This is a genomic window from Pedobacter mendelii (assembly GCF_014635725.1).
GTDB classification, from domain to species: domain Bacteria; phylum Bacteroidota; class Bacteroidia; order Sphingobacteriales; family Sphingobacteriaceae; genus Pedobacter; species Pedobacter mendelii.
In genome coordinates this window covers 624,135-647,019 of the sequence record NZ_BMDJ01000001.1, presented here as the reverse complement: position 1 = coordinate 647,019, position 22,885 = coordinate 624,135, and the positions used below count along the sequence as shown (strand labels likewise).

Below are 22,885 nucleotides of genomic sequence, written 5' to 3'. Positions count from 1 at the left end.
ATATAATTATAGATGTCAGTTATTAGAGAATCCTAATTTTCTGCTGAAATAATGATGCCTGACAGGCATCCTAATAAATGCATTCTTAAAGCAAAAGGTTATTTTTTAGGAGTTGTTTTAGATGCAATCATTTCGCGGGCATCTTTTATTTGAGATTTATATTGAGAACTTTTTATGGCATTGGCTAAAAGCTCCGCCTGCTTTAAATCTTTTGATGCCAGCGTAAAATCCTTCTTCCTGATTTTTACTTGCGCAAGCCCTAATACCGATTCGATAAAAGAACTATTACTTCTAAGTTGTTTGGCTAAAATACCCTGTTGAGTATAAAACCACATAGATTGTGTGTATTTACTATCAGCCAGATAAACCTTTCCTAAAATGTTGTAAGTATTCATTTGCCCTACGCGACTGCCCATTTTAGAATAATTTTTAAGCACCACATTAAGCAAAATTTGTTCAGCATCCATAAAACGCCCGAGTTGATAATGCATATTGCTCATTTTTATAAGTGCCTGGCAATACAGATTAAAGTTTTTTACGGCATTAAATTCAAAAGCTGCTTTGCCAAATAGGGTTAATGCTTCATTAAAATCACCTTTCTTTTCAAGGCTTTGAGCATCTTCAAAGTAATTGGTTCCTTCGGCAAGATCGTATTTAGAAACCGCAATATTAATTGCACTTCCACCAAACCCAGGTTCTTGGTCGGCTTTATCTATATTTTGAGCGTAAAGTTGTAGAGAGGCAAAAAGGCAAAAAAGAGCCAGAACCATTTTAGTCATGCAACAAAAATAATACTTTAAATGAATTTTTAGCTAAATACCTGTAAATTAAGATCAAAAGATGCCCAAACCATGTAAGGATGCGAATCGCAATGATAAATTTCACCTTCCGCACTAATTCCTACAACTCCGGCAAAGCCATCGAAAGATTTAAGTTCTGCGAATGATTTATCAGTAGCTGCTTTTAAGGTAAAACCATCTGTAACTCTGGTTACAATTTTAGCCGCCAAAGCACCACTTACAATATCTTCACCAACGCCTGTGCAAGAGATGCCAGCGTATTGATTTGCGTAATTGCCAGCAACAGTAGCAGAATCGCTAACGCGACAAGGAATTTCAAAACCTTTTCCGCCTGTTGAAGTGGCTGCAGCTAAATTGCCACTATCATCTAAAGCAACACATCCAACGGTACCTTTATTATTTTGCTGGTTTAATTTTGCCTCGTATTCTGATTGACGTTGTTTGGTTATCGGATTAAAATATTCAAATCCTTTATTTCTTGCGAAAAGCTGTGCACCCTCGCCGCTTAAAACCCGGTCATCATAGTTTAAAAGATTTTTAGCAATTTCAACCGGATTTTTAACATCCTCAATATTTATTACGCCACTAAACTTTTCTGTTTTACCATCCATTAGTGATGCGCTTAAACGAACTTTTCCATCACTCTGAATTTGAGAGCCAATTCCTGCATTAAATAAATCATTATCTTCCAGCAAGGAAACGGTATAAACCACAGTTTCTAAGGCTGTGTGGCTTTTTAAATATTCGTAACCAAACGTAACTATCTGGGATAAAGCATCTTGCTTAGCTTTTTTAGTTTCCTGATTGGTAGATGACTCGCTGAAAAAGCCACCATGTATAATTAGTTTCATTTTGTAAGTATCGAGATTTAATAGCGAGTATCAAGTAATTAAAATCAAGTATTAAGCAGTAAGATTTTAGTATCTAGTAGTAAGTATTTAGTATCAAGTATCTAGTAGTAAGTATCAAGATTAAGCAATATAACCTTCTATCCTATAGGAACAACTTTTGGGTGATGAATAACCAAACTATGATCTGTTAAATCGTACACATCTCCATCGCACATTACATGTACAACCATATTTTTTATTGATACAGGTTGGCCCATTTCCACATCGGTTAAATTTGTATCTGCCATTTGGCGTCCATCAACAAGTATTACCATACCCGAACCAATGGCCTCCATAACATGGCCGTCAGAAATAAAAAGACCTGTATCTTCGCCTAAACCAATACCTAAAATACCAGGATTACTTGCTGCAGCATACAACAAACGGCCAATTCTTCCACGTTGAACAAAGTGTGTATCAACAATAACATCATCAATAAAACCTAATCCGCCTGTAATTTTAACTTCACCTTTTAATAACGCATCTTTACTGCTTCCCTGATAAATCATATTTTTTGAGCTTGCAGCGGCACCTGCAGAAGTCCCAGCTATAACTACAGGTTCATTTTTATATTTATCTAAAAGAATTTGATGAATTTTAGTTCCTCCGAAAATGGAAGATAAACGCAATTGGTCGCCTCCGGTAAAAACGATTACATCTGCAGCTTTTATACGTTCAGAATTTTCTTCGCTATTTGCTTCTTCGCGGTTGGTTATATTTAACACACCAACATTATGAACATCTAATTGGGCGTAAGCTTTAATATATTCTTCACCAACTTTTTCAGGCATAAGTGAAGCCGTTGTAATGATTTCGAAACGTGATTCTATATCTTTAATTGATTCGGTAGTAATTCTTTTTAAAATTCCACGCTCAAAGAAATTCATGTTTTCGGGTAATCCGAACTGTGTTTCTGCAAAGCTACCTGTGTTTATTGCGCCACCTATGATGATGAGTTTACCCTTCGGAACCATTCTTTGTGTATTATTATTGTATCGAAAAACCCAAATATATCAGGATAAGATAAAAATTACGACTTTTTTTGTCAATAATATTCACTTTATTAACAAACGTTAAAATTAATTATATAAAAAATAAGTTGTTTTGCGCTGAAAATAAAACAATTGTACCAAAAAATTGATTTAGGTAAATGCAGCAACAATTTTAAAAATAAATTCATATTTTACAATCATCAATTTTACAATCTCGAATTGAATTAAATAAGCTATCCCAAACCCTTGTTTAACAAAAAACTACAAAATATTACATGAAGATATCAAACATACAAGTATTAAGAGGGCCAAATATATGGTCTATCAATCGCAAAAAACTAATTCAAATGCGACTTGATTTAGAAGAATTAGAGCAAAGACCAACAAATACGATCGAAGGATTTAGCGAAAGAATAGAAAAGCTTTTGCCAAGCATGTTTAGTCACCGCTGTTCCAAAGGTGTTGAAGGAGGCTTTTTTACCCGCGTAAAAGAAGGCACATGGATGGGCCATGTTATTGAGCATATCGCTTTAGAAATTCAAACCATTGCTGGTATGGAAACCGGTTTTGGCCGTACACGCCAAACTAAAACTGATGGCATATATAATGTAGTATTTAGTTATTTAGAAGAAAAAGTTGGTGTTTATGCTGCTGAAGCATCGGTAAAAATAGCGCAGGCTTTGATTGATAATGAAGAATATGATTTAGATCACGATATCCGACGGATGAAGGAAATTCGTGAGTTGGAAGCATTAGGGCCAAGTACAGGTTCTATTGTTCAGGAAGCTGTAAGCAGAAGCATACCTTGGATTAGGTTAAATAAAAGTTCTTTGGTGCAGCTGGGTTATGGCAAAAACCAGGTTCGTTTTAGAGCTACCATGACTGAGAAAACAAGTAGTATTGCAGTTGATATTGCCAGTAATAAAGAAGAAACTAAACGTTTATTAACCGAAGCAGCAATTCCTGTAGCATCTGGTGTAACCATATCCAATCCAGATGATTTAGAAGCATCTGTTAAAAAAGTTGGCTTTCCTTTGGTTTTTAAACCTTTAGATGGTAACCACGGTAAGGGTGCAACTATAAATGTAAAAACATTAGAGGCTGCAAAAGCAGCATTTGAATATGCCAAAACCTATTCTCGCAAGGTAATTATCGAGAAATTTATAACAGGCTTTGATTTCCGTATTTTGGTTATTGACCATAAAGTTGTTGCAGCTGCACAACGTGATCCTGCACATGTTAAAGGTAACGGCATTCATACCATCCAAGAATTAATTGATAAGGAGAATGAAGATCCTCGTCGCGGTTATGGCCATGAAAACGTTTTAACAGAAATTTCGGTTGACAGAGATACTTTAGATTTACTTGCAAAAAAAGAATATACTTTAGAAACGATTCCTGAAAAGGGAGAGATAGTGTATCTAAAATCTACTGCAAATTTAAGCACTGGCGGAACATCCATTGATGTAACCGATATTGTTCATCCACAAAATATTTTTATTTGCGAACGAATTTCGAGAGTTATCGGATTGGACATTTGCGGTATTGATATTATGGCGCAGAACTTAACTCAACCATTAACTGAAAATGGAGGCGTTGTATTAGAAGTAAATGCAGCACCTGGTTTTAGGATGCACCTTGCTCCAAGCGAAGGCTTGCCAAGAAACGTTGCTGCATCGGTTATCGATATGCTTTATCCACAGGGAAAATTATCCCAAATTCCGATAATTGCGGTTACAGGTACAAATGGAAAAACTACAACAACCCGTTTAATTGCCCACATTATTCGTAGTAATGGTAAACGAGTTGGCTTTACAACTTCTGATGGCGTTTACGTTCACAACACAATGTTGATGAAAGGCGATACTACGGGGCCTGTTAGTGCAGAGTTTATTTTAAAAGACCCAACGGTTGAATTTGCTGTATTAGAAACCGCCCGTGGTGGAATTTTAAGGGCAGGTTTAGGATTCAACCAGTGTGATATTGGTGTTATCACTAACATTCAGGAAGACCATTTAGGTATATCAGATATTCATAATCTTGATGATTTAGCACGTGTAAAAGCAGTAGTAATTGGTGCGGTTAGGCGTAAAGGCTGGGCTGTTTTAAATGCTGATAATGGTTATTGTGTTAAAATAGCCAGAGATGCCCGTTGTAATGTTGCTTATTTTAGTATGGATGAGAACAATCCGGTTATTAAAGAGCATTGCAAAAAAGGTGGTATTGCAGCAATTTATGAGAATGGCTACATAACGATTAAAACAGGCGATTGGAAATTACGTGTTGATAAAGCAACCCACGTACCGTTGACTTTTGGTGGTTCAGTAAATTTCATGATTCAGAATGTTTTAGCAGCAACGCTAGCGGCATATTTGTGGGGTTATAAAACAGATGATATTCGTTTATCGCTCGAAACCTTTATTCCATCGGCAGCACATACTCCCGGTAGGATGAATATTTTTAGATTTAAAGATTTTAAAGTGTTGGTAGATTTTGCGCACAATCCTGATGGCTTTAATGGTGTTAAAGCGTATTTGCACAGCGTGGAAGCAACTGAACATGTTGGTATTATTTCGGGAACAGGAGATAGACGTGACGAGGATATTATGGAAACGGCTAGAATTTCTGCACAAATGTTTGATAAAATTTACATCTGCCAGGAAAAATATTTACGCGGACGTACTCAAGATGAATTAATAGATTTGTTGGTAAAAGGTATTAAAGAGGTTGATCCGAACAAGGAAATTATTATCAATAACAAGAGTACGGAGTGTTTACAAATCGCAATTGACCATGCCAAAAAAGGTTCTTATCTAACCATTTTAAGTAATACTATAGATAATACCATTCAAAGAGTTACAGAGCATTTGGATAGGGAACTGGAATCTTAAATAAGAAATAAAAAGCATAAAAAAACCTCCCGATTCATCAGGAGGTTTTTTTATGATATCAAATTTTAAGCTTGAGCATCACGTAATCTTTTAATTTCATCATGCGACTGTCTTAAAGAAGCTTTTTGATCAGAAATTAATGATCTGATGTTTGAAGGTAAATCTTCTTCTTCCAAAGCCAATTTATATGCATTTTGAGCTGCATCTTCGCCAAACTCACAATTGTTTAAAACAGTTTGACGGTCATGGCCTGTAAATAGAGCCTTCACATCCATCCAGCCTCTATAAATTTTACCTGACGTTGTTGTGCCAGTTTCGATGTCTTGACCTGAAGCAGCTACTTCTGTTGCTAAAGCCATTTTATATTTCTGACTTTCTTCAATCATATTCAAGAATAAAGATTTTAAATCTGCATCATTATCTTTTAATTCCTGACGAGCTTTTTCATAACCTTCTATGCGGTCGTTATTAATTTGAACTAAGTCGTTTAAAATTTCTGTTGTTGCTGTTATAGTTTTCATGTTTTTTTATTTACAGTTTCGATGTATTGTTTCAACACAGCCAATTAAAAAAAGGTTTTTCATCTTTTATAAATGCTCACAACGCTTAGCTATACTAAGATTAATTTAACTACAATTTCTGGTTTAATCAGGTGGAACTCAATAATATCGATGTATGTTACTAATTCGTTAAGCTACAGTCGCATTTTTTTTACTTAAAATCCACACCTAAAAGACTAATATAATGGTTTTATAAATGCAGATTGCAAGCTTTCAAAACCATCACATGTTTTAAAATTATGAATGCTTTCGCCCAGAATCCTCCCGATGGTGGCACCATGTACACCGAAACAAATCTCTCTCAATTATTTCCTGAGCCTTTGAATACAATTACGAGCTGCTTCTTTTTAGCAATTGCAGTTTATTTTACTTTTAAACTTTGGGGAAATTTTAAATTACATACATTTTTAAGTTTCGCATTGGTATTGTTATACATAGGAGGCATCGGCGGGACAACTTATCATGGTTTAAGAAGATGGCCAATATTTATAATGATGGACTGGGTTCCGATAATGTTGTTATGTCTATCTGCCGGAACATATTTTTTGGCTAAAATTACAAAGTGGTATTTTGCAGCATTAATTGTTGTATTATATGCTTTATTTCAGATCTTTTTAAGGAGACAATTCACGGGTGGCGATTTCCAGATCTTTATCAATATTAATTATGCATTTATGGCTGCTTTAGTTCTTTTTCCTGTTTTTGGATATTTGCTTAAAACAGAATGGAAAAATGGAAAGTGGGTTGGCTTTGCCTTGATTGCATTTATATTTGCCTTAACTTTTCGTATTGCAGATAAGTGGGAAATATTAATTGTTGGTACACATTTCCTGTGGCATACTTTCGGTGCCATAGCATCGTTTTGTATGCTAAATTATATTTACCTGGTTAATTCTAATAATCAGTTTAAAATTAAGAAGTAGCTTAAAAGTAATCGTAGATTTAAGGCAATTTAGAATGTGCTTTGGATTAATCCAATTTCTTTTGTCGGCTCATTGCATACTTAATACCACCGTATAAATGTTTTAAAAACAAATTGTCAACCCAGCACTCATCGGTATGGCCCATTGAGGTGTAAAATGATCTGCCTCCGTCAAAGTTATGATACCAGCTAAATGGATGGAAATTTCCATTTTTACCACCTTTGTAAGATGATTCATCAATGGTTATTAAAACCTTAATGTCAGGATTAATATCTTTGAAATTGTACAGTTCATCACGGTGCATCCAAACAGAATCAGTAAAAAATTTTGTAGAAGGATGTTTCTTATCTTTAATTACAAATCTGGCATTTTGCTGTTCTGGATGGCTTAAGAAATAAGCACCAGCAAGTTTTCCATACCAAGGCCAATCATATTCTGTATCTGTTGCTGCATGTACACCAACATAACCGCCTCCCGCTTGAATGTATTTTTCAAACGCAGATTGTTGTTTATCATCCAAAACATCACCAGTTGTGCTTAAAAAAATCACAGCAGCATATTTCTTTAAATTTTCTTCGGTAAATAAAGCTGAGTTCTCTGTCGTATCAACTGAAAAATTATGTTCAACACCTAATTTTATAAGTGCTATTTTACCTTTTTCGATAGATGCGTGGCGATAACCTTTGGTTTTAGAAAAAACTAATACTTTTGGATTTTTCTTAACAACGGTATAACTCTGAAAGAAAGAAACTACAATAATTAACAAGCAAATTGAAAATAGATTTTTCATGATAAGTGGTTAGCGTGATTATGTTCTTGAATGATGCACTAATTTAAGAAAGTTGTTTGATAATTTCTTTACATCGTTCTTCCACTTGCTTGCAAACCGGCTCAAACAAAGCATTATCCCAATATGGGTCTGTAACTTCATCGTTATCTAAAAATAACTTCACCTTTTTACGCTCTTCCGGAGTTTTTGCCAATGCCTGTACGTCATCAAGATTATTCCTGTCCATCACGAATATCAAATCATATCCGGCAAACATACTATGGCTGAATTGCTGCGCCCGCTGACTGCTTATATCGTAACCATTTGCCTTTGCTGCGGCAACACTTCTATGGTCGGGTGCTTTGCCAATATGCCAGTTCCCAGTGCCTGCAGATGCAATCTCCCAGTTTAATTTTTTTTCACTAGCCAAATGGCGCATTATCCCTTCAGCCAAAGGTGAACGGCAGATATTGCCCAGGCAAACCATCAAAATTTTCAAAATATGTTATTGTATTATACTTTTAAGAACCGGGCTAATGTACCGTGCCCGGATATATTAGCCCGTAAGTTAGAAGATTTCCATTAAATGTACAAATCGCATCAGTAGCTAAATAGTTTTGAATTTTCTTACCTGCGAAATATGCGCAGTAAAAGAAATGACGGCAATTTTTTACCACAAAGTTCAAATCAAGGAGTAAAAACTCAATTATTTCGGATTGTAAATATAAGTAACGGTATAACTCACGTTATTTTGCTCAAATGTATATTTATTAGTAATGCTATTGCCACTTAAAATATAAATGCTGCTGTGATTCAAGCCATCATTCAGGATAATTTCATTTCCATTGCGGGCATACTTTGCATTTTTGTAAGAAATCATATCACAAAGTGGCCCATTTGAACTAAAAGCATAAGTGCCATCTTTGGAAAAAGAAAGGGTGTAATTATTATTTAAGCAGCCCGATGGGCCAGCCATTGTTTTAAAATTGGTTTCAGGCTTTCCATTAACGACCATTGCTGGGCTGATGGTAGCAGACGACAACAACCAGTTATATTGTGTAATATCTTCCGGGTTAATGGATTTCTTTTTACAGCCAAATGCAGTAAAGAGTACTAAAATAAGGAACAGTTTTTTCATGATGTTTTGGTTTTTAATCCTAAAACGTGGTGAGACTAATTAACGCTACATGTATAAAAACAAACGCCTCAATATTGAGGCGTTTAAATTAATTGAGCTGATAGCTATCCGTAAATATCATTTAACACTTTAGCTAACCTGATACCACCTTTAAGTAATTGTTCGTTTAAAGTATCAACCCAATCAAAATTGTAGCGATAACTTAATTTAGAATCGGGTTTGGTTTTGTCGTAAATTTTGCTGCAAATTAAGTATGATTCGTATATACAATCTTTTAAACTTGTGTTTTGCCAATTGTACAATTGCACTGACGAAGGATGGTTTATTGCTTTAGCAAATTCTGTATAGCTTAATTGCTGATATTCAATTAATTGCTCATCCCATACGCGGTGAAGATTAGATTTTTCGTTAAACCATAAAACAGAAACCCGGTTTCCACCTGAATCATCTTTGTGGGCAACATGCATCGGCTGAGATAAATCGCCTTCTAAATGTACCAACATGCGCAATGCTAATTTTTTTTCATCAGCTGTGCTGCTTCCATTTTTTAATATGGCAATTAATTCGGGGATTTTATTGTAAAGATTGGTTCCTTTTTCTGTTTCTAAAATACTGTAAATGCCATCTTTGTTTAATCCACCCGGAAGATTTACAAAGTGCCAGTTGTACATATAGTTATAAGTTGAATCGGATTTTATAAAATCGCCCCAGTTTGCAGACATCGCCAGGCTTTCATATCCTAATATGCCTTGGATGGCTTTGCGTGTTTTGGCTTTCAAATAACTATCGGCAATTTCACCCACAACTCGATGACCAATCATTCCCCATGCATTTGCCTGTATTGGTAGATAAGCTAGTAAGCCAATTACTCCAACTGTAATTATCTTTTTTTTAATTGATTTCAATATCATATTATAGTTCTTTTTGTACGCAGATAATTTTTTCTTTTAATGCCAATTTAATATCTCGTCTATCGCTAAGGCTTTCCAAATGTAACGTATCAGAAGTTTTATTCTTAATCAGGAAGCCTTTATCATATCTGCCGATGCGGTAACAGCCAGAAATCTTTTGTTTATAATTTGCATGGGTAAAAGTTGCGCCTACAAATAATGTATCTCCTTTAATAGCGTAAACACCTTTTGCATATTCTTTCCAAACACCATTGTTGTAGCAAGAATCTTCATAAAAATTTACTTTGCTATGGGTAACTAAATCAATGTAAACGGAATCACAGGTAAACTTAAAATGGTGTTGGGTGTAATTGTTTAATTTATCGCTAAAAGCAACAGAATCTTCATTCCAAACACCCTGTAAAAAATCTGCACCTTTGCCTTGAATGTTGGGGCGAGGGGAACAAGCCAGCTGTAAGATGGAAAAGGTAAAAAGGATGATGTACAAAAACCTTAACCTTGAGTAATGCTTGGTTATTCTTAAATCAAGAAGTTTATTTATTGATATTGTCATTTGTTCGCAGAGCGATTAATTTTTAAGCAAGTTTTGAGTTAAATAAACCCGATTGCAGCGTAAAGCTTTTTATTGCACTAACTTTAAATAATTCATGCTGAGGCACGAAGCATCTGCAACCGATGAAACAGATGACTTGTGCCTCAGCATAACAGAAGTTGAAAAAACTTGAAGCAAAAAGCGGGGCTATCGGAGCCGAAGAACGAATAGCCCTGCTTTCATAAAATCTCTAAAGCGACTTTTCCTATCAGCTTAGAAAGGTATTCCTCCGATAGGTGTGGCTATTATTTCAAACTTCCAACCATATCTTCCGGACGAACCCATTCATCAAATTGTTCGTTCGTTAATAAGCCCAGCTCTACCGCTGCTGCTTTTAAAGTTTTATTCTCTTTATGTGCTTTTTTTGCAATTTTAGCGGCGTTTTCATAACCCACATGGGGGTTTAATGCTGTAACCAACATCAATGAGTTTTGTAAATGTTTCTCAATTTCTGGTAAGTTGGCAGTGATGCCTTCTGCACATTTTTCGGTGAAAGAAACGCATGCATCGCCAATTAAACGAGCTGATTGCAATACGTTTGCAGCAATTAATGGCTTGAAAACATTCAATTCAAAATGGCCAGACATGCCGCCAATTGAAACTGCAACGTCGTTACCCATAACTTGTGCACAAACCATGGTTAAAGCTTCTGGCTGAGTTGGGTTAACTTTTCCCGGCATAATTGAAGAACCTGGTTCGTTATCAGGGATTACGATTTCGCCAATGCCACAACGCGGACCAGAACTTAACATACGTACATCATTTGCTACTTTCATCAAGGCAACTGCAGTACGTTTTAAAGCGCCAGAGAGTTCAACCATTGCATCATGAGCAGCCAAAGCCTCAAATTTATTTGGCGCCGTTACAAAAGGTAAACCAGTTAACTCAGCAATTTTTTGTGCCACTAAAACATCATAACCTTTTGGTGTATTTAAGCCCGTTCCAACTGCCGTTCCGCCTAAAGCCAACTCAGCAACCATAACTAAAGCATTTTTAATCGCTCTAATGCTATTATCAATTTGTTGTACGTAACCCGAAAATTCTTGTCCTAAGGTTAACGGCGTTGCATCCATAAAATGCGTACGACCAGTTTTAACAATCGAACTAAACTCTTCAACTTTTGAAGCCAAAGCATTTCGCAATTTCTCCAAACCAGGAATGGTATTTTCTACTGTTAATTTGTATGCTGCAATGTGCATTGCAGTTGGGTATGTATCGTTAGATGATTGCGATTTATTCACGTCATCATTCGGGTGAAGTACTTTTTTATCATCAGCCAATGCACCGCCATTTATTACGTGGGCACGGTTTGCAATTACTTCGTTTCCGTTCATGTTACTTTGTGTACCAGAACCGGTTTGCCAAATCACTAGTGGAAACTGGTCATCTAACTGACCTGCAATAATCTCATCGCAAGCTTTAGCAATCAGTTCTGCCTTATCTGCAGAAAGTACACCAAGTTCAGTATTAGCCAAAGCTGCTGCTTTTTTCAAATAGCCAAAAGCATGAATAATTTCTTTAGGCATAGAACCTTCTGGTCCGATTTTAAAATTATTGCGTGAGCGTTCGGTTTGTGCACCCCAGTATTTATCGGCAGGCACTTGAACCTCGCCCATGGTATCGTGTTCTATTCTGAAACTCATTATATTTTGATTTTTGTTGTCGCAAATTTAAGTTTTTTGCCTATAAAGCAAGGTATTATCTTAGATATTTACCAAGGTATGATTTGAAGATTTTTTAGATATGCTAAGTTTTTATTTTGGAAAGGTATTGAAGTGGTTTTTAGCTTGGGTTCGGTCCCGCTGATTCGCTGCAATCTTTTCCTTAAACCTTATAGGTTTTATTTTACATTGCGCTATTAAACCTATAAGGTTTGCAAAAGTATTTCCGCTGCCATCGGGTTTATGTGGCTAAGAAACAGCAGGTAATAAAATTTGTTTGATGCAAATTTTGGCTAAAGCCCTTAATGTTAATTTTAAATTCCGTTGGTTGAAACCAACGGCAAGGAATTGATGCTGCCCTCTTAATCGGCTATTCTCTAAGAGAATGAAACCTCAACAATTCTCTGTGAAATTCTCTGTGCCCTCCGTGGTTAATAAACCTTTTTGTACTTTTGCTGGCTATGTCAGTTATTAAACCCTCATTAGCAAAAGGTACACGCGATTTTACGCCTGTTGAAATGGTAAAACGCAACTTTATTTACGACACCATTAAAACGGTTTTCAAAAAATATGGTTACGCAGAAATTCAAACACCTAGTTTTGAAAACCTTTCTACCTTAACCGGAAAATATGGGGATGAGGGTGATAAATTGATTTTTAAAATTTTGAATAGTGGAGAATATTTGAGCCAAAAAGTTTTAGATAAAGTTAGTCATCTTAAAAAACAATTTGAAGAAGCAGAGGGATACCTTGCTGAAAATGATGACTCTAATCCTGATAAAATAGTGATAGGTGGCAATGCCTCTGTGGTATTCGGAAATAATGAAGAGTATGCTAAACTACAACAAGCAATATCTCTTTATAAAAATGTCAGTAAAACTGTTCTTACAGATATCTCCGAAAAAGCCCTTCGTTACGATTTAACAGTTCCTTTTGCTCGTTACGTAGTGATGCACCAGCATGAAATCACTTTACCATTTAAACGTTTTCAGGTTCAACCTGTTTGGCGAGCTGACAGACCGCAAAAAGGCAGATACCGTGAATTTTATCAATGCGATGTGGATGTGGTAGGTTCTGAAAGTTTATTGAATGAGGCTGAATTTATCCTCATTTACAATGAGGCCTTAGCTAAATTAGGCTTAAAAGATTTTACCGTTAAAATTAATAATAGAAAAATTCTATCAGGCATCGCTGAGATTATAGGTAAGCCTGATTTGATAATCGACATGACGGTTGCCATAGATAAACTAGATAAAATTGGTTTGGATGGCGTTAGTAAAGAATTGTTAGAGCGTGGTTTTACAGAAGACGATTTGGAAAAACTTCGTCCGGTTATTTTATTGGAAGGGACTAACGAAGAAAAATTAGGTAGCTTAAAAGACGTGTTAGCAGCTTCTGAAACGGGTTTGAAAGGTGTAGCAGAAATTGAACAGGTTTTTGAATATGTAGAAAGCTTAATCTCTTACGGTTTGCCATTAACCGCAAAACTGGAATTAGACATCACTTTAGCTCGCGGTTTAAATTATTATACGGGTTGTATTTTCGAGGTTAAAACCAACGAAGTTGCAATGGGAAGTATCGGTGGTGGTGGTCGTTACGATGATTTAACCGGAATGTTTGGTTTAAAAGGTTTAACCGGCGTTGGGGTTTCATTTGGTGCCGACAGAATTTACGATGTGTTAGAAGAGTTAAATCTTTTCCCTGCATCGGCAGAAGTTGGAACGAAAGTTTTAATCAGTAATTTCGATGCAGAAGCCGAAAAATATGCTTTACCCATTTTACAACAATTTAGAAATGCAGGAATCTCTGCTGAATTATATCCATCATCAGCAAAGTTGAAAAAACAAATGGCGTATGCCGATGCGAAGAACATCCCTTATGTAGTTTTAATAGGTGGTGATGAAATTGCAAGTGGGGAGTTAACGATAAAGGATATGAAAAGCGGTGAACAGAAAAAGCTAGCCGTATTAGGTATTTTGGATTTGCTGAAGTAAGGCTTCCATTTTTAACCACAGAGTGCACTTAGGCTTTCACAGAGTAAATTGAGGATTTAGACTTTCCGAAGCGAGGATTTGAAATATTTTTCTTCAATCTGCGCAATGATTAGAGCCTTCATTTAGGTTTTCAATTTTTAACCACAGAGCGCACCGAGGCTTTCACAGAGTAAATTGAGGATTTAGACTTTCCGAAGCGAGGATTTGAAATATTTTTCTTCAATCTGCGCAATGATTAGAGCCTTCATTTAGGTTTTCAATTTTTAACCACAGAGTGCACTTAGGTTTTCACAGAGGAAAATAGAGAATTAAATGTTTTTCTTTTTCCCTCGAACAAACGCTAGCCTTAAACTTTGTGTGCTCTGTGGTAGAATTAAATACCCAACCTTAAGCTTTTCTTCATTTCTTTGTCGTTAAATCCTAACGCCCAATCCTTAACAAAATCAGGAAATGTACATCTTTCTCTGCATCATTTCCCCATGCCTCTTTCAACTCGGTAAACATATATTCTAATGGATTTCTGTCGTTGGCTTTTTTGTAGTGTTGTAAGGATGACCAGGTATTTAGATAACCAATCATCTGGTTAAAATTCCAGGTCGTTTTAATTTGAAAGTGTGGCGCAACAATTTCATCAAAGGGAAATGGAATTGTTTTATAGCCTTCTTCAATGTACCTGCGTTCGCTATCCCAATATTTTCCAAGAATATCTTCGTAAAGTTTGTGAACAGCTTTATCTACTTTCTTATCAATAAACATCAAGCCATAACCAATTACAGCCAGAACGCCATCAGGCTTTAAAGTTCGTTTTACTTCACTGTAAAAATCTTCAAAATTAAACCAGTGGATGGCTTGTGCAACGGTTATCAAATCAAAACTGCCATCCGGAACATTTATCTTTTCAGCAGGTGCTACATCGTACAAAATATTTGGCATTTTTAAAGCCTGACTCAGTTGTTTCTCACTAATATCCGTAGCATAAACTGATTGGAAATGTTGTGCCAAAACTCTTGCAACTTGTCCATTGCCGGTGGCACAGTCCCAGGCCGCATCTTTATTATCGATTAGATTTAATAGATAATCATACAATTCTTGAGGATAAGTTGGTCGGTAAATGGCGTACTCAGCAGACTGGGTGGAAAAGTTATCTTTCATGTTTTAACAATTAAACTTCGATACTTTAGCAATGATATTTTTCAGTAATCTATTCTGATATTACCTAATTTAGATCAATAAACAATGAGAACACAATTGTGTTTAAATTCATATTAGAAATTAAGACCAAACCATGCATCCAACTGAAAATGATTTTACGCCAAAGGAAATCGACGACGTTAAATATCGATTAAAATCTATTTTCGGTGGTTCGGTTGGTAACTTGGTAGAATGGTACGATTGGTACACCTACTCGGCTTTTGCTTTATATTTTTCACCTGTATTTTTTCCGAATAGCAATCCAACCGCACAGCTTTTAAATACAGCCGGAATATTTGCTGTGGGTTTTTTAATGCGGCCAATTGGTGGCTGGCTGTTTGGCAGCATCGCCGATAAAAAAGGAAGGAAAAAATCCATGGGGCTTTCGGTATTCATTATGGCAATTGGTTCTTTAATTATTGGCTTAACACCAGGCTATAAACAAATCGGGATTTTCGCGCCTTTACTGTTGGTTTTTGCCAGATTAATTCAAGGCTTAAGCACGGGTGGCGAATATGGAACTTCGGCAACATATTTAAGTGAAATGGCAACCAAAAAGCATCGAGGCTTTTATTCAAGTTTTCAGTATGTAACCTTAATCGGCGGACAATTACTGGCTTTGGGCATTCAATTAATTTTGCAAAACTGGTTGCTGACACCAGCCGAATTACATGCCTGGGGATGGAGAATCCCTTTCTTTATTGGTACCATTCTATCGTTTATAGCCTTATATTTAAGAAGACATATTGATGAAACTTCCGCATTTAAGAAAAACAAAGAAGACAAGAAAGGTGGAGTTTCTGTGTTGATGAAATATCCGAAAGAGGTTTTTACTGTGGTTGGTTTAACCTTGGGTGGAACAATTGCATTTTATACCTTCAGCACTTACATGCAAAAATTTCTGGTAAATACCGTTCATTTAAGTAAGGAGACCTCTACAACATTATCGTTCGTTTCACTGTTGGTTTTTGCCATTATGCAGCCATTATTTGGGTTATTATCAGATAAAATCGGTCGTAAGCCGCTATTAATTAGCTTTGGTATTTTAGGAACTTTATGTACCGTACCCATTTTAACTGGTTTAGCAAATGAAACCAATACAACGATAATTTTTCTACTGATGATTGCTGCGTTGATTATTGTAAGTGGCTATACCAGTATAAATGCAGTTGTTAAAGCAGAATTGTTTCCTGCAGAAATCAGAGCATTGGGTGTCGGTTTGCCTTACGCTTTAACTGTTGCCATTTTCGGTGGAACGGCAGAATATTTAGCGCTTTGGTTTAAAAATATAGGTCACGAAAATTACTTTTACTGGTATGTTACTGGCTGTATTTTAATTTCCTTGATTTTATATACCACAATGAAGGATACAAAGCATCACTCGAAAATAGAAGACTGACCAGGATTAAGCTAGGATTTAAGGATTGCTGGATTTTAAGATTATTACGGGGAACATAAAGTCTAGCATAACTGTGTTTCTTTGGCAAAAAAATCCATGTTAATCTGTGGTTAAAACAACCCATTGAAATCCTATTTCCATGGCAAAAGATATTTTTCTATATTTACCATTATGCTCAATCAAGCCCCGTTAGCCGAAAGAATGCGTCCTCAAAATCTTGATGAATATGTAGGACAAAAGCATTTGGTAGGCGTTGGTGCTGTTTTACGCAAGGCGATTGAGAGCAGTCAGCTGCCATCAATGATTTTTTGGGGGCCGCCTGGCGTAGGGAAAACCACTTTGGCTTATATCATTTCTCAAACTTTAGACAGACCGTTTTTTAACCTTAGTGCAATCAACAGTGGTGTTAAAGATATCCGTGAGGTAATTGATAAGGCAGCAGCTTTGAAAGACAGCTTTTTGGGTTTGCCGATTTTGTTTATTGATGAGATTCACCGTTTCAGCAAATCGCAGCAAGATAGCTTGCTTGGTGCTGTAGAACGGGGATTAGTTACGCTAATCGGTGCCACAACAGAAAATCCATCGTTCGAGGTGATTTCTGCTTTACTTTCCCGCTGCCAGGTTTATATTTTAAAATCTCTAACCGAAGAAGAATTGGCTGGTTTGCTGCAAACAGCTGTAAAAAAAGATGTTCTCTTATCTCAAAAGAAAATTACCATAAAAGAACATGAGGCTTTAATTCGATTGAGTGGTGGCGACGCCCGTAAACTTTTAAATGTACTCGAAATTGCCATCAATGGGATAGGCGGAGATAATATCATACTAACCAATGAGAATGTTTTAGCACATGCTCAACAAAATTTAGCGCTTTACGATAAAGCTGGCGAGCAACATTACGACATCATTTCTGCTTTTATAAAATCCATCCGTGGTAGCGATCCAAATGCTGCGGTGTATTGGTTAGCCAGAATGATTGAAGGCGGTGAAGACCCTTTGTTTATTGCCCGCAGATTATTGATTCTTTCATCTGAAGATATCGGAAATGCCAATCCGAACGCCTTGCTTTTGGCCAATAATTGTTTTACTGCGGTTAATGTTATCGGCTATCCCGAGGCAAGGATTATTTTATCGCAATGCGTAACTTATTTAGCCAGTTCGCCAAAAAGTAATGCATCTTACGAGGCCATTAATCAGGCACAAGCTTTGGTTAAGCAAACGGGTAATTTACCTGTTCCATTACACATTCGAAATGCGCCAACTAAGCTAATGAAGAATATAGGTTATGGTAAGGATTACAAATATTCGCATGGTTATGAAGGCAATTTTGAGGCGCAAGAATATTTTCCTGACGAATTGAGCGGCACTAAGCTTTACGACCCTGGGAAAAATCCGGCAGAAGAAAAGCTGAGAGAAAAACTTAGGCAAAACTGGAAAGAAAAATACAAGTATTGATGTAACATTTCAATAAAAACGAACACTAACTAAAAGAACTAAATCAAAACTATTTATGCTGAAAACTTTTTTAAGCCATCAATCGAAATCCTTTTGGCGATCGCGAAACAAAGGCAGTAGCATTGCCACTCAAATTATTCTAGGTTTTTTTATGCTCTATTTCCTGGTGTTGGCGGTTGGAGCAGGTTTTAGCATGCCATATTTATTGCCTAAAATTTTTGCTAACCAAAATGTAATCACCAGTTTTAACGGATTAATTCTGTATTACTTTGCACTTGATTTTATTATGCGTTTGCAATTGCAAGAGTTACCAACGTTAAGTATAATTCCTTATCTGCATTTAAAGATAAAACGTAGTCAGATAATTTCCTTTCTGAATGTAAAATCATTGTTTTCTGCATTTAACCTCTGGCCGTTCTTTTTATTTCTGCCATTTATTTTTATGCGAATTGCACCCACTTATGGCGCATTTGCGACCATTATGTACATAATCGCAATATTTTCTATTGCCATTTTTAATAACTACTTGGTATTATACATCAAAAGAAAAACCATTAGTAATGTGCTTTATACCGCTGTTGGCTTAATAATTATTGCAGGTTTTGCGGCTTTAGAATATTATAAGGTCATATCTATAATGGCTGCTTCCGATTTTGTTTTTAAGGCAGTAGCATTACATCCTTACATTGGATTTGCTTTTACAATTGCAGCTTTTTTAATCTTTAAAATCAATTCAGATTTCCTTCGGAAAAATCTTTACACAGAAGAATTAAGCAGTAAGCAAGAGAAAAAAGGGAGTACCGATTATGCTTTCTTAAATCGTTTCGGTAAAGTTGGCGAACTTGCAGCATTAGAACTTAAATTAATTTTACGCCATAAGCGTTCGCGTTCATCAGTAATATTGGGTTTCTTCTTTTTGCTTTATGGATTCCTTTTTTACAAAACGCCAGCTATTGATGGTGATAAATTCGGACAAATGATGTTCGGTGCTATTTTTATGACGGGCGTTTCCATCATCATTTACGGGCAGTTCATGTTCGCGTGGCAAAGCGCACATTTCGATGGTTTGTTGAGTGCTAAAATTAATTTTAAAGATTTTATTAAAGCAAAATTTTTACTGTTCACTATAGCATCTAGCATTATAACATTGTTGGCAAGTTTTTATGGGTTTTTAAGTCCGAAGTTGCTTTTATTACAACTGGCAGCATATTTATACAACATTGGTTTTGGTACTGTTATCGTTCTTTATCTGGCAACACTTAATAAAAAGCGGTTAGATATTACTAAGGCTGCAAGCTTTAATTATCAAGGTACAAGTGCAACTCAGTTTTTATTGATGTTTCCTTATGCACTAACACCAATACTATTGTATGTTCCTTTTGGGATGATGGATATGCCATATTGGGGTTTAATTGTAGTTGCCATATTTGGCTTAGCTATGCTTTTGATGAGAGGTTTTTGGGTAGATGTGATTACTGCAAAATTTGAAAAACAACGTTATAAAATAGCCGAAGGCTTTAGAGAATAATTATGATTTTAGAAATTAAAAATTTGAAAAAGGTTTATGGCGATAAAACCGTTGTAAACATAGAACATGTACAAATTGAACAAGGTGAAACCATAGGTTTAGTTGGTAACAATGGAGCAGGTAAAACTACATTTTTTCGTATGCTTTTAGATTTGATTCGTCCTACAGAAGGAGAAGTTTTATCAAAAGGTGAAAATGTAATGTTAAAAGATGATTGGAAAAATTATACTGCATCATTTTTAGATGAAGGTTTCCTGATTGATTATTTAACACCTGAAGAGTATTTTATTTTCATTGGCAGTTTGCACGATTTAAGTGTTGCCGATGTTTCTGCTTATTTAGCTCAATATGCAGAATTCTTTAACGGTGAAATATTAAACAGTGGGAAATACATCCGCGATTTTAGTAAAGGAAACCAAAATAAGGTAGGCATTGCTGCCGCATTGATGCAGAAACCCGAAATTTTAATTCTTGATGAACCTTTTGCAAATCTGGACCCAACAACTCAAATACGTTTAAAGAAGCTCTTAAAAGAACATCCCGGCAACATGACAACATTTATCTCAAGTCATGATTTGAATCATGTTACTGATGTGTGTAACAGAATTATTTTAGTGGAAAAGGGACACGTGATTAAAGACTTCAAAACTGATGAAAACACCCTTAAGGAATTAGAAAGTTACTTTTCTGCGTAGTGTTTTGTACTAATAATAATACAATTAAAGCATCTCACTAATTAGGATGCTTTTTTTTGCTCCAAGAATATTCTTTTTAGCTCTATTGATGGCTATTTAACTTAAAATATGTTCACAAGAATTTTTGGCATTGTGTTTGAATAAAGAACTTCAGGAAATTAAACCTAAATTATTATGAGTATTTCAAAAGTAAGAGTAGCAACATTAAGCATAGGATTAGCGGTTGGTTCAATGGCATTTCAAAGTTGTGATAGTTTAACTAAAACACAAAAAGGGGCAGGTATTGGTGCAGCAGCAGGTGGTGTAATTGGAGCGTTAATCGGTAAAAAGGCTGGTAATACTGCAGTTGGTGCATTGATTGGTGGTGCTGTTGGTGGTACGGCAGGTGCATTTATTGGACGTAGAATGGACAGACAAGCAGCTGAAATTCAAAAAGCAATTCCTAATGCAGAAGTTATTCGCGAAGGTGAAGGTATTATTGTAAAATTTGATAGTGGCATTTTGTTCGATTTTGATAAAACTGCATTAAAAGATGCTGCGAAAACAAATGTTCAAAGTTTGGCTGCCTCATTAAACCAATATCCTGATACAGACATTAAAATAATTGGACATACAGATAGCCGTGGTACTGAGCAATATAACATGGGTTTATCAGAAAGAAGAGCAGCAGCTGTTAAAGCTTATGCCGTTTCTCAAGGTGTTCCTTCTTCTAGATTGGTAACAATTGGTAAAGGTTTTTCTGAGCCAATTGCTGATAATGAAACAGACGCAGGTCGTACAGCTAACCGTCGTGTAGAAATTGTTATTGTTGCTAATGATGCATTAAAAAGCACAGCACAAAAACAAGGATAGTATTTGTAAATTCCCTCTACCTATGAGGTCATTATATATCCAACCCCGATGTTTTGCATCGGGGTTTTTTATTTAAAATTGTTTTTGCCGACAATGTAAAGCATGAAGTATCCTTTCTGTAAAGTAGATTCTTTTTTGCCTTAAGATGACGATTTAAGCTAAGAATAAATATCTTCAAAATAGCTTACCACTAACGATTTCATTAGCAGTTCTTGCTCCAGCATGGTGTAAGGTGGAATCGCTTTAATTAGTTTCCAGTGTGGCCAATCATCCTGGTCTAAACCTTCTAATTCGTAGAAACCCATTTCACTTAATAAACGGCAAGTAGCAATATGCATTAGTTCTTCTTTTTGGCGCTTGCTATACTTCTTTGGGCCTTTTCCTAATTCCTGAACGCCAATCAGAAAAAGCATAACTTTTAAATCAGGGAAATCTGAATCAAATTCCTGAGAAATTTTCTCCTGTAAAATTTTCCATTTGCTGTTAATCTCCGACGGTTTCATGTTTGCAAAGATAGTGTAAAAAGGTTTATGGCATAATGCAAAAGGCATAGGGTTTAAGTGGTAGACTTATGTCATTATTGTATTTTTGGTTACATTTATAGCCTATGATTACAAATTCAAATAAAACAATTACTGTTGGTTTATTGGCATACGGCATGTCGGGGAAAGTTTTCCACGCTCCTTTTTTAAATGCCCACAATGGTTTTAATTTAAAAGCTGTTGTAGAACGAAGCAATAAAAATGCAGTAACTGATTACCCTGATATTATAAGCTATGATAGTGTTGATGAACTTCTAAATGATGCTGCAATAGAATTGGTAGTTGTTAATACCCCAAATAATCTTCATTACGAACATGCTAAAGGTGCTTTAGAAAAGGGAAAACATATCTTGGTAGAAAAGCCCTTCACCGCAACATCAGCCCAGGCAAAAGAATTATTTGATTTAGCAGATAGCGTTGGAAAGCAAATTTTCTTCTATCAAAATCGCCGTTGGGATAGTGATTTTGCCTCGGTAAAAAAAGTATTGGCAAGCGGCAAATTGGGTAAATTGAATGAGATGCATTTACGTTACGATAGATACAGAAACGTGATTGGTCCGAAAGCTTTTAAAGAAAAGGCAATAGAGGCAAGCGGATTGTTATACGATTTAGGCCCGCATTTATTGGATCAGGTGATTAGCGTTTTTGGAAAACCCTTAAGTTATCATAAAATTTTAGGGAAGAATAGAAAAGACACCGCAGTTGATGATTATTTTTCGATTCAACTAAATTATGAAGATAGCGTTAATGTGTTTGTAACATCAAGTATGTTGGTGGTAAATCCACAAGCAGCTTTTGTGCTACATGGCGTTAATGGCAGTTTTATCAAGCATAGAGCGGATAGCCAGGAAGAGCAGCTGCTTGCAGGAATGAAATTAACTGATGAAGGTTATGGAATTGAACCTAAAGGCAAAGATGGCTTATTAACCACAATCGATAGCGAAGGTTTGAAAACAGAAGAAGCGATAGCATCAGAAAAAGGAAGTTATTTGCCGCTTTTTGATGCGGTTCATATGGCGCTAACCGAAAATATCGCTTATCCCGTAACGAGAGCAGATGTGCTAATCCAGTTAGAAATTTTAGAAAGTAAGTAAACAAAACAATA

At 35.9% G+C, this 22,885-nt stretch carries 21 protein-coding genes; 9 read left to right on the top strand and 12 right to left on the bottom strand.

Translation table 11 applies throughout. From position 1 onward, the window contains the following. Positions 1-98 precede the first annotated feature (98 nt). The 3 genes from IEV50_RS02925 to IEV50_RS02915 all read right to left on the bottom strand — a co-directional run bounded on the left by IEV50_RS02925 (position 99) and on the right by IEV50_RS02915 (position 2,664). A complete protein-coding gene (locus IEV50_RS02925; RefSeq protein WP_188411738.1) occupies positions 99-779 on the bottom strand; it encodes a tetratricopeptide repeat protein in 681 nt (226 codons plus the stop codon). A gap of 29 nt (positions 780-808) precedes the next feature. Further along, positions 809-1,651: an isoaspartyl peptidase/L-asparaginase gene (locus IEV50_RS02920; protein ID WP_188411737.1), complete on the bottom strand. Its 843-nt coding sequence runs from the start codon at positions 1,649-1,651 to the stop codon at positions 809-811. Between the two features lie 137 nt (positions 1,652-1,788). Beyond that, positions 1,789-2,664, bottom strand: a complete 876-nt coding sequence (locus IEV50_RS02915; protein ID WP_188411736.1) for a cyanophycinase — start codon at positions 2,662-2,664, stop codon at positions 1,789-1,791. A gap of 293 nt (positions 2,665-2,957) precedes the next feature. Here IEV50_RS02915 and cphA point away from each other — a divergent pair, with 293 nt between their 5' ends. Beyond that, positions 2,958-5,573, top strand: a complete 2,616-nt coding sequence (gene cphA / locus IEV50_RS02910; RefSeq protein WP_188411735.1) for a cyanophycin synthetase — start codon at positions 2,958-2,960, stop codon at positions 5,571-5,573. Positions 5,574-5,638: 65 nt separating this feature from the next. On the opposite strand, the gene IEV50_RS02905 is transcribed toward cphA, so the two are convergent. Continuing rightward, positions 5,639-6,094, bottom strand: a complete 456-nt coding sequence (locus IEV50_RS02905; protein WP_188411734.1) for a PA2169 family four-helix-bundle protein — start codon at positions 6,092-6,094, stop codon at positions 5,639-5,641. 278 nt (positions 6,095-6,372) lie between these two features. On the opposite strand from IEV50_RS02905, the gene IEV50_RS02900 reads away from it, so the two are divergent. Continuing rightward, positions 6,373-7,056, top strand: a complete 684-nt coding sequence (locus tag IEV50_RS02900; protein WP_188411733.1) for a hypothetical protein — start codon at positions 6,373-6,375, stop codon at positions 7,054-7,056. Between the two features lie 46 nt (positions 7,057-7,102). Here the strand turns inward: IEV50_RS02900 and IEV50_RS02895 are convergent, their stop codons facing one another. The 6 genes from IEV50_RS02895 to fumC all read right to left on the bottom strand — a co-directional run bounded on the left by IEV50_RS02895 (position 7,103) and on the right by fumC (position 12,109). Next, on the bottom strand, positions 7,103-7,846 hold the full coding sequence (locus tag IEV50_RS02895; protein ID WP_188411732.1) for a ThuA domain-containing protein: 744 nt from the start codon (positions 7,844-7,846) through the stop codon (positions 7,103-7,105). 43 nt (positions 7,847-7,889) lie between these two features. Continuing rightward, positions 7,890-8,324: a low molecular weight protein-tyrosine-phosphatase gene (locus tag IEV50_RS02890; protein ID WP_188411731.1), complete on the bottom strand. Its 435-nt coding sequence runs from the start codon at positions 8,322-8,324 to the stop codon at positions 7,890-7,892. Positions 8,325-8,531: 207 nt separating this feature from the next. Beyond that, the gene (locus IEV50_RS02885) at positions 8,532-8,963 is read right to left on the bottom strand and encodes a hypothetical protein (RefSeq protein WP_188411730.1); all 432 of its coding nucleotides are present in this window, start codon (positions 8,961-8,963) and stop codon (positions 8,532-8,534) included. Positions 8,964-9,067: 104 nt separating this feature from the next. Continuing rightward, entirely contained in the window at positions 9,068-9,874 is an 807-nt protein-coding gene (locus tag IEV50_RS02880) for a S1/P1 nuclease (protein ID WP_188411729.1), read from the bottom strand. Position 9,875: 1 nt separating this feature from the next. Beyond that, on the bottom strand, positions 9,876-10,427 hold the full coding sequence (locus IEV50_RS02875) for a fumarate hydratase (protein WP_188411728.1): 552 nt from the start codon (positions 10,425-10,427) through the stop codon (positions 9,876-9,878). A 284-nt stretch (positions 10,428-10,711) separates the two neighbouring features. Then, entirely contained in the window at positions 10,712-12,109 is a 1,398-nt protein-coding gene (gene fumC / locus IEV50_RS02870; protein ID WP_188411727.1) for a class II fumarate hydratase, read from the bottom strand. 479 nt (positions 12,110-12,588) lie between these two features. Here fumC and hisS point away from each other — a divergent pair, with 479 nt between their 5' ends. Then, positions 12,589-14,121, top strand: coding sequence for a histidine--tRNA ligase (hisS, locus tag IEV50_RS02865; protein ID WP_188411726.1), 1,533 nt, complete (start codon positions 12,589-12,591; stop codon positions 14,119-14,121). Between the two features lie 420 nt (positions 14,122-14,541). Here hisS and IEV50_RS02860 read toward each other — a convergent pair whose 3' ends face one another. After that, the gene (locus tag IEV50_RS02860; RefSeq protein ID WP_188411725.1) at positions 14,542-15,273 is read right to left on the bottom strand and encodes a class I SAM-dependent methyltransferase; all 732 of its coding nucleotides are present in this window, start codon (positions 15,271-15,273) and stop codon (positions 14,542-14,544) included. A 133-nt stretch (positions 15,274-15,406) separates the two neighbouring features. On the opposite strand from IEV50_RS02860, the gene IEV50_RS02855 reads away from it, so the two are divergent. From IEV50_RS02855 to IEV50_RS02835, 5 genes are all read left to right on the top strand, one after another. Then, positions 15,407-16,711 carry an MFS transporter gene (locus tag IEV50_RS02855; RefSeq protein ID WP_188411724.1) on the top strand — a complete coding sequence of 435 codons (1,305 nt, stop codon included), beginning with the start codon at positions 15,407-15,409 and terminating at the stop codon, positions 16,709-16,711. 171 nt (positions 16,712-16,882) lie between these two features. Further along, positions 16,883-18,163 (top strand): replication-associated recombination protein A, encoded by a 1,281-nt coding sequence (locus IEV50_RS02850; RefSeq protein ID WP_188411723.1) that lies wholly within the window; start codon positions 16,883-16,885, stop codon positions 18,161-18,163. A 55-nt stretch (positions 18,164-18,218) separates the two neighbouring features. Beyond that, positions 18,219-19,691, top strand: a complete 1,473-nt coding sequence (locus IEV50_RS02845; RefSeq protein WP_188411722.1) for a DUF5687 family protein — start codon at positions 18,219-18,221, stop codon at positions 19,689-19,691. Between the two features lie 2 nt (positions 19,692-19,693). Continuing rightward, entirely contained in the window at positions 19,694-20,386 is a 693-nt protein-coding gene (locus IEV50_RS02840; RefSeq protein WP_188411721.1) for an ABC transporter ATP-binding protein, read from the top strand. A 174-nt stretch (positions 20,387-20,560) separates the two neighbouring features. Then, entirely contained in the window at positions 20,561-21,238 is a 678-nt protein-coding gene (locus tag IEV50_RS02835; RefSeq protein WP_188411720.1) for a YiaD family glycine zipper/OmpA-like lipoprotein, read from the top strand. A gap of 158 nt (positions 21,239-21,396) precedes the next feature. Here the strand turns inward: IEV50_RS02835 and IEV50_RS02830 are convergent, their stop codons facing one another. Next, the gene (locus IEV50_RS02830; protein WP_188411719.1) at positions 21,397-21,741 is read right to left on the bottom strand and encodes a hypothetical protein; all 345 of its coding nucleotides are present in this window, start codon (positions 21,739-21,741) and stop codon (positions 21,397-21,399) included. Positions 21,742-21,845: 104 nt separating this feature from the next. Between IEV50_RS02830 and IEV50_RS02825 the strand changes: the two genes are divergently transcribed. Beyond that, entirely contained in the window at positions 21,846-22,874 is a 1,029-nt protein-coding gene (locus IEV50_RS02825; RefSeq protein WP_188411718.1) for a Gfo/Idh/MocA family oxidoreductase, read from the top strand. Positions 22,875-22,885 lie beyond the last annotated feature (11 nt).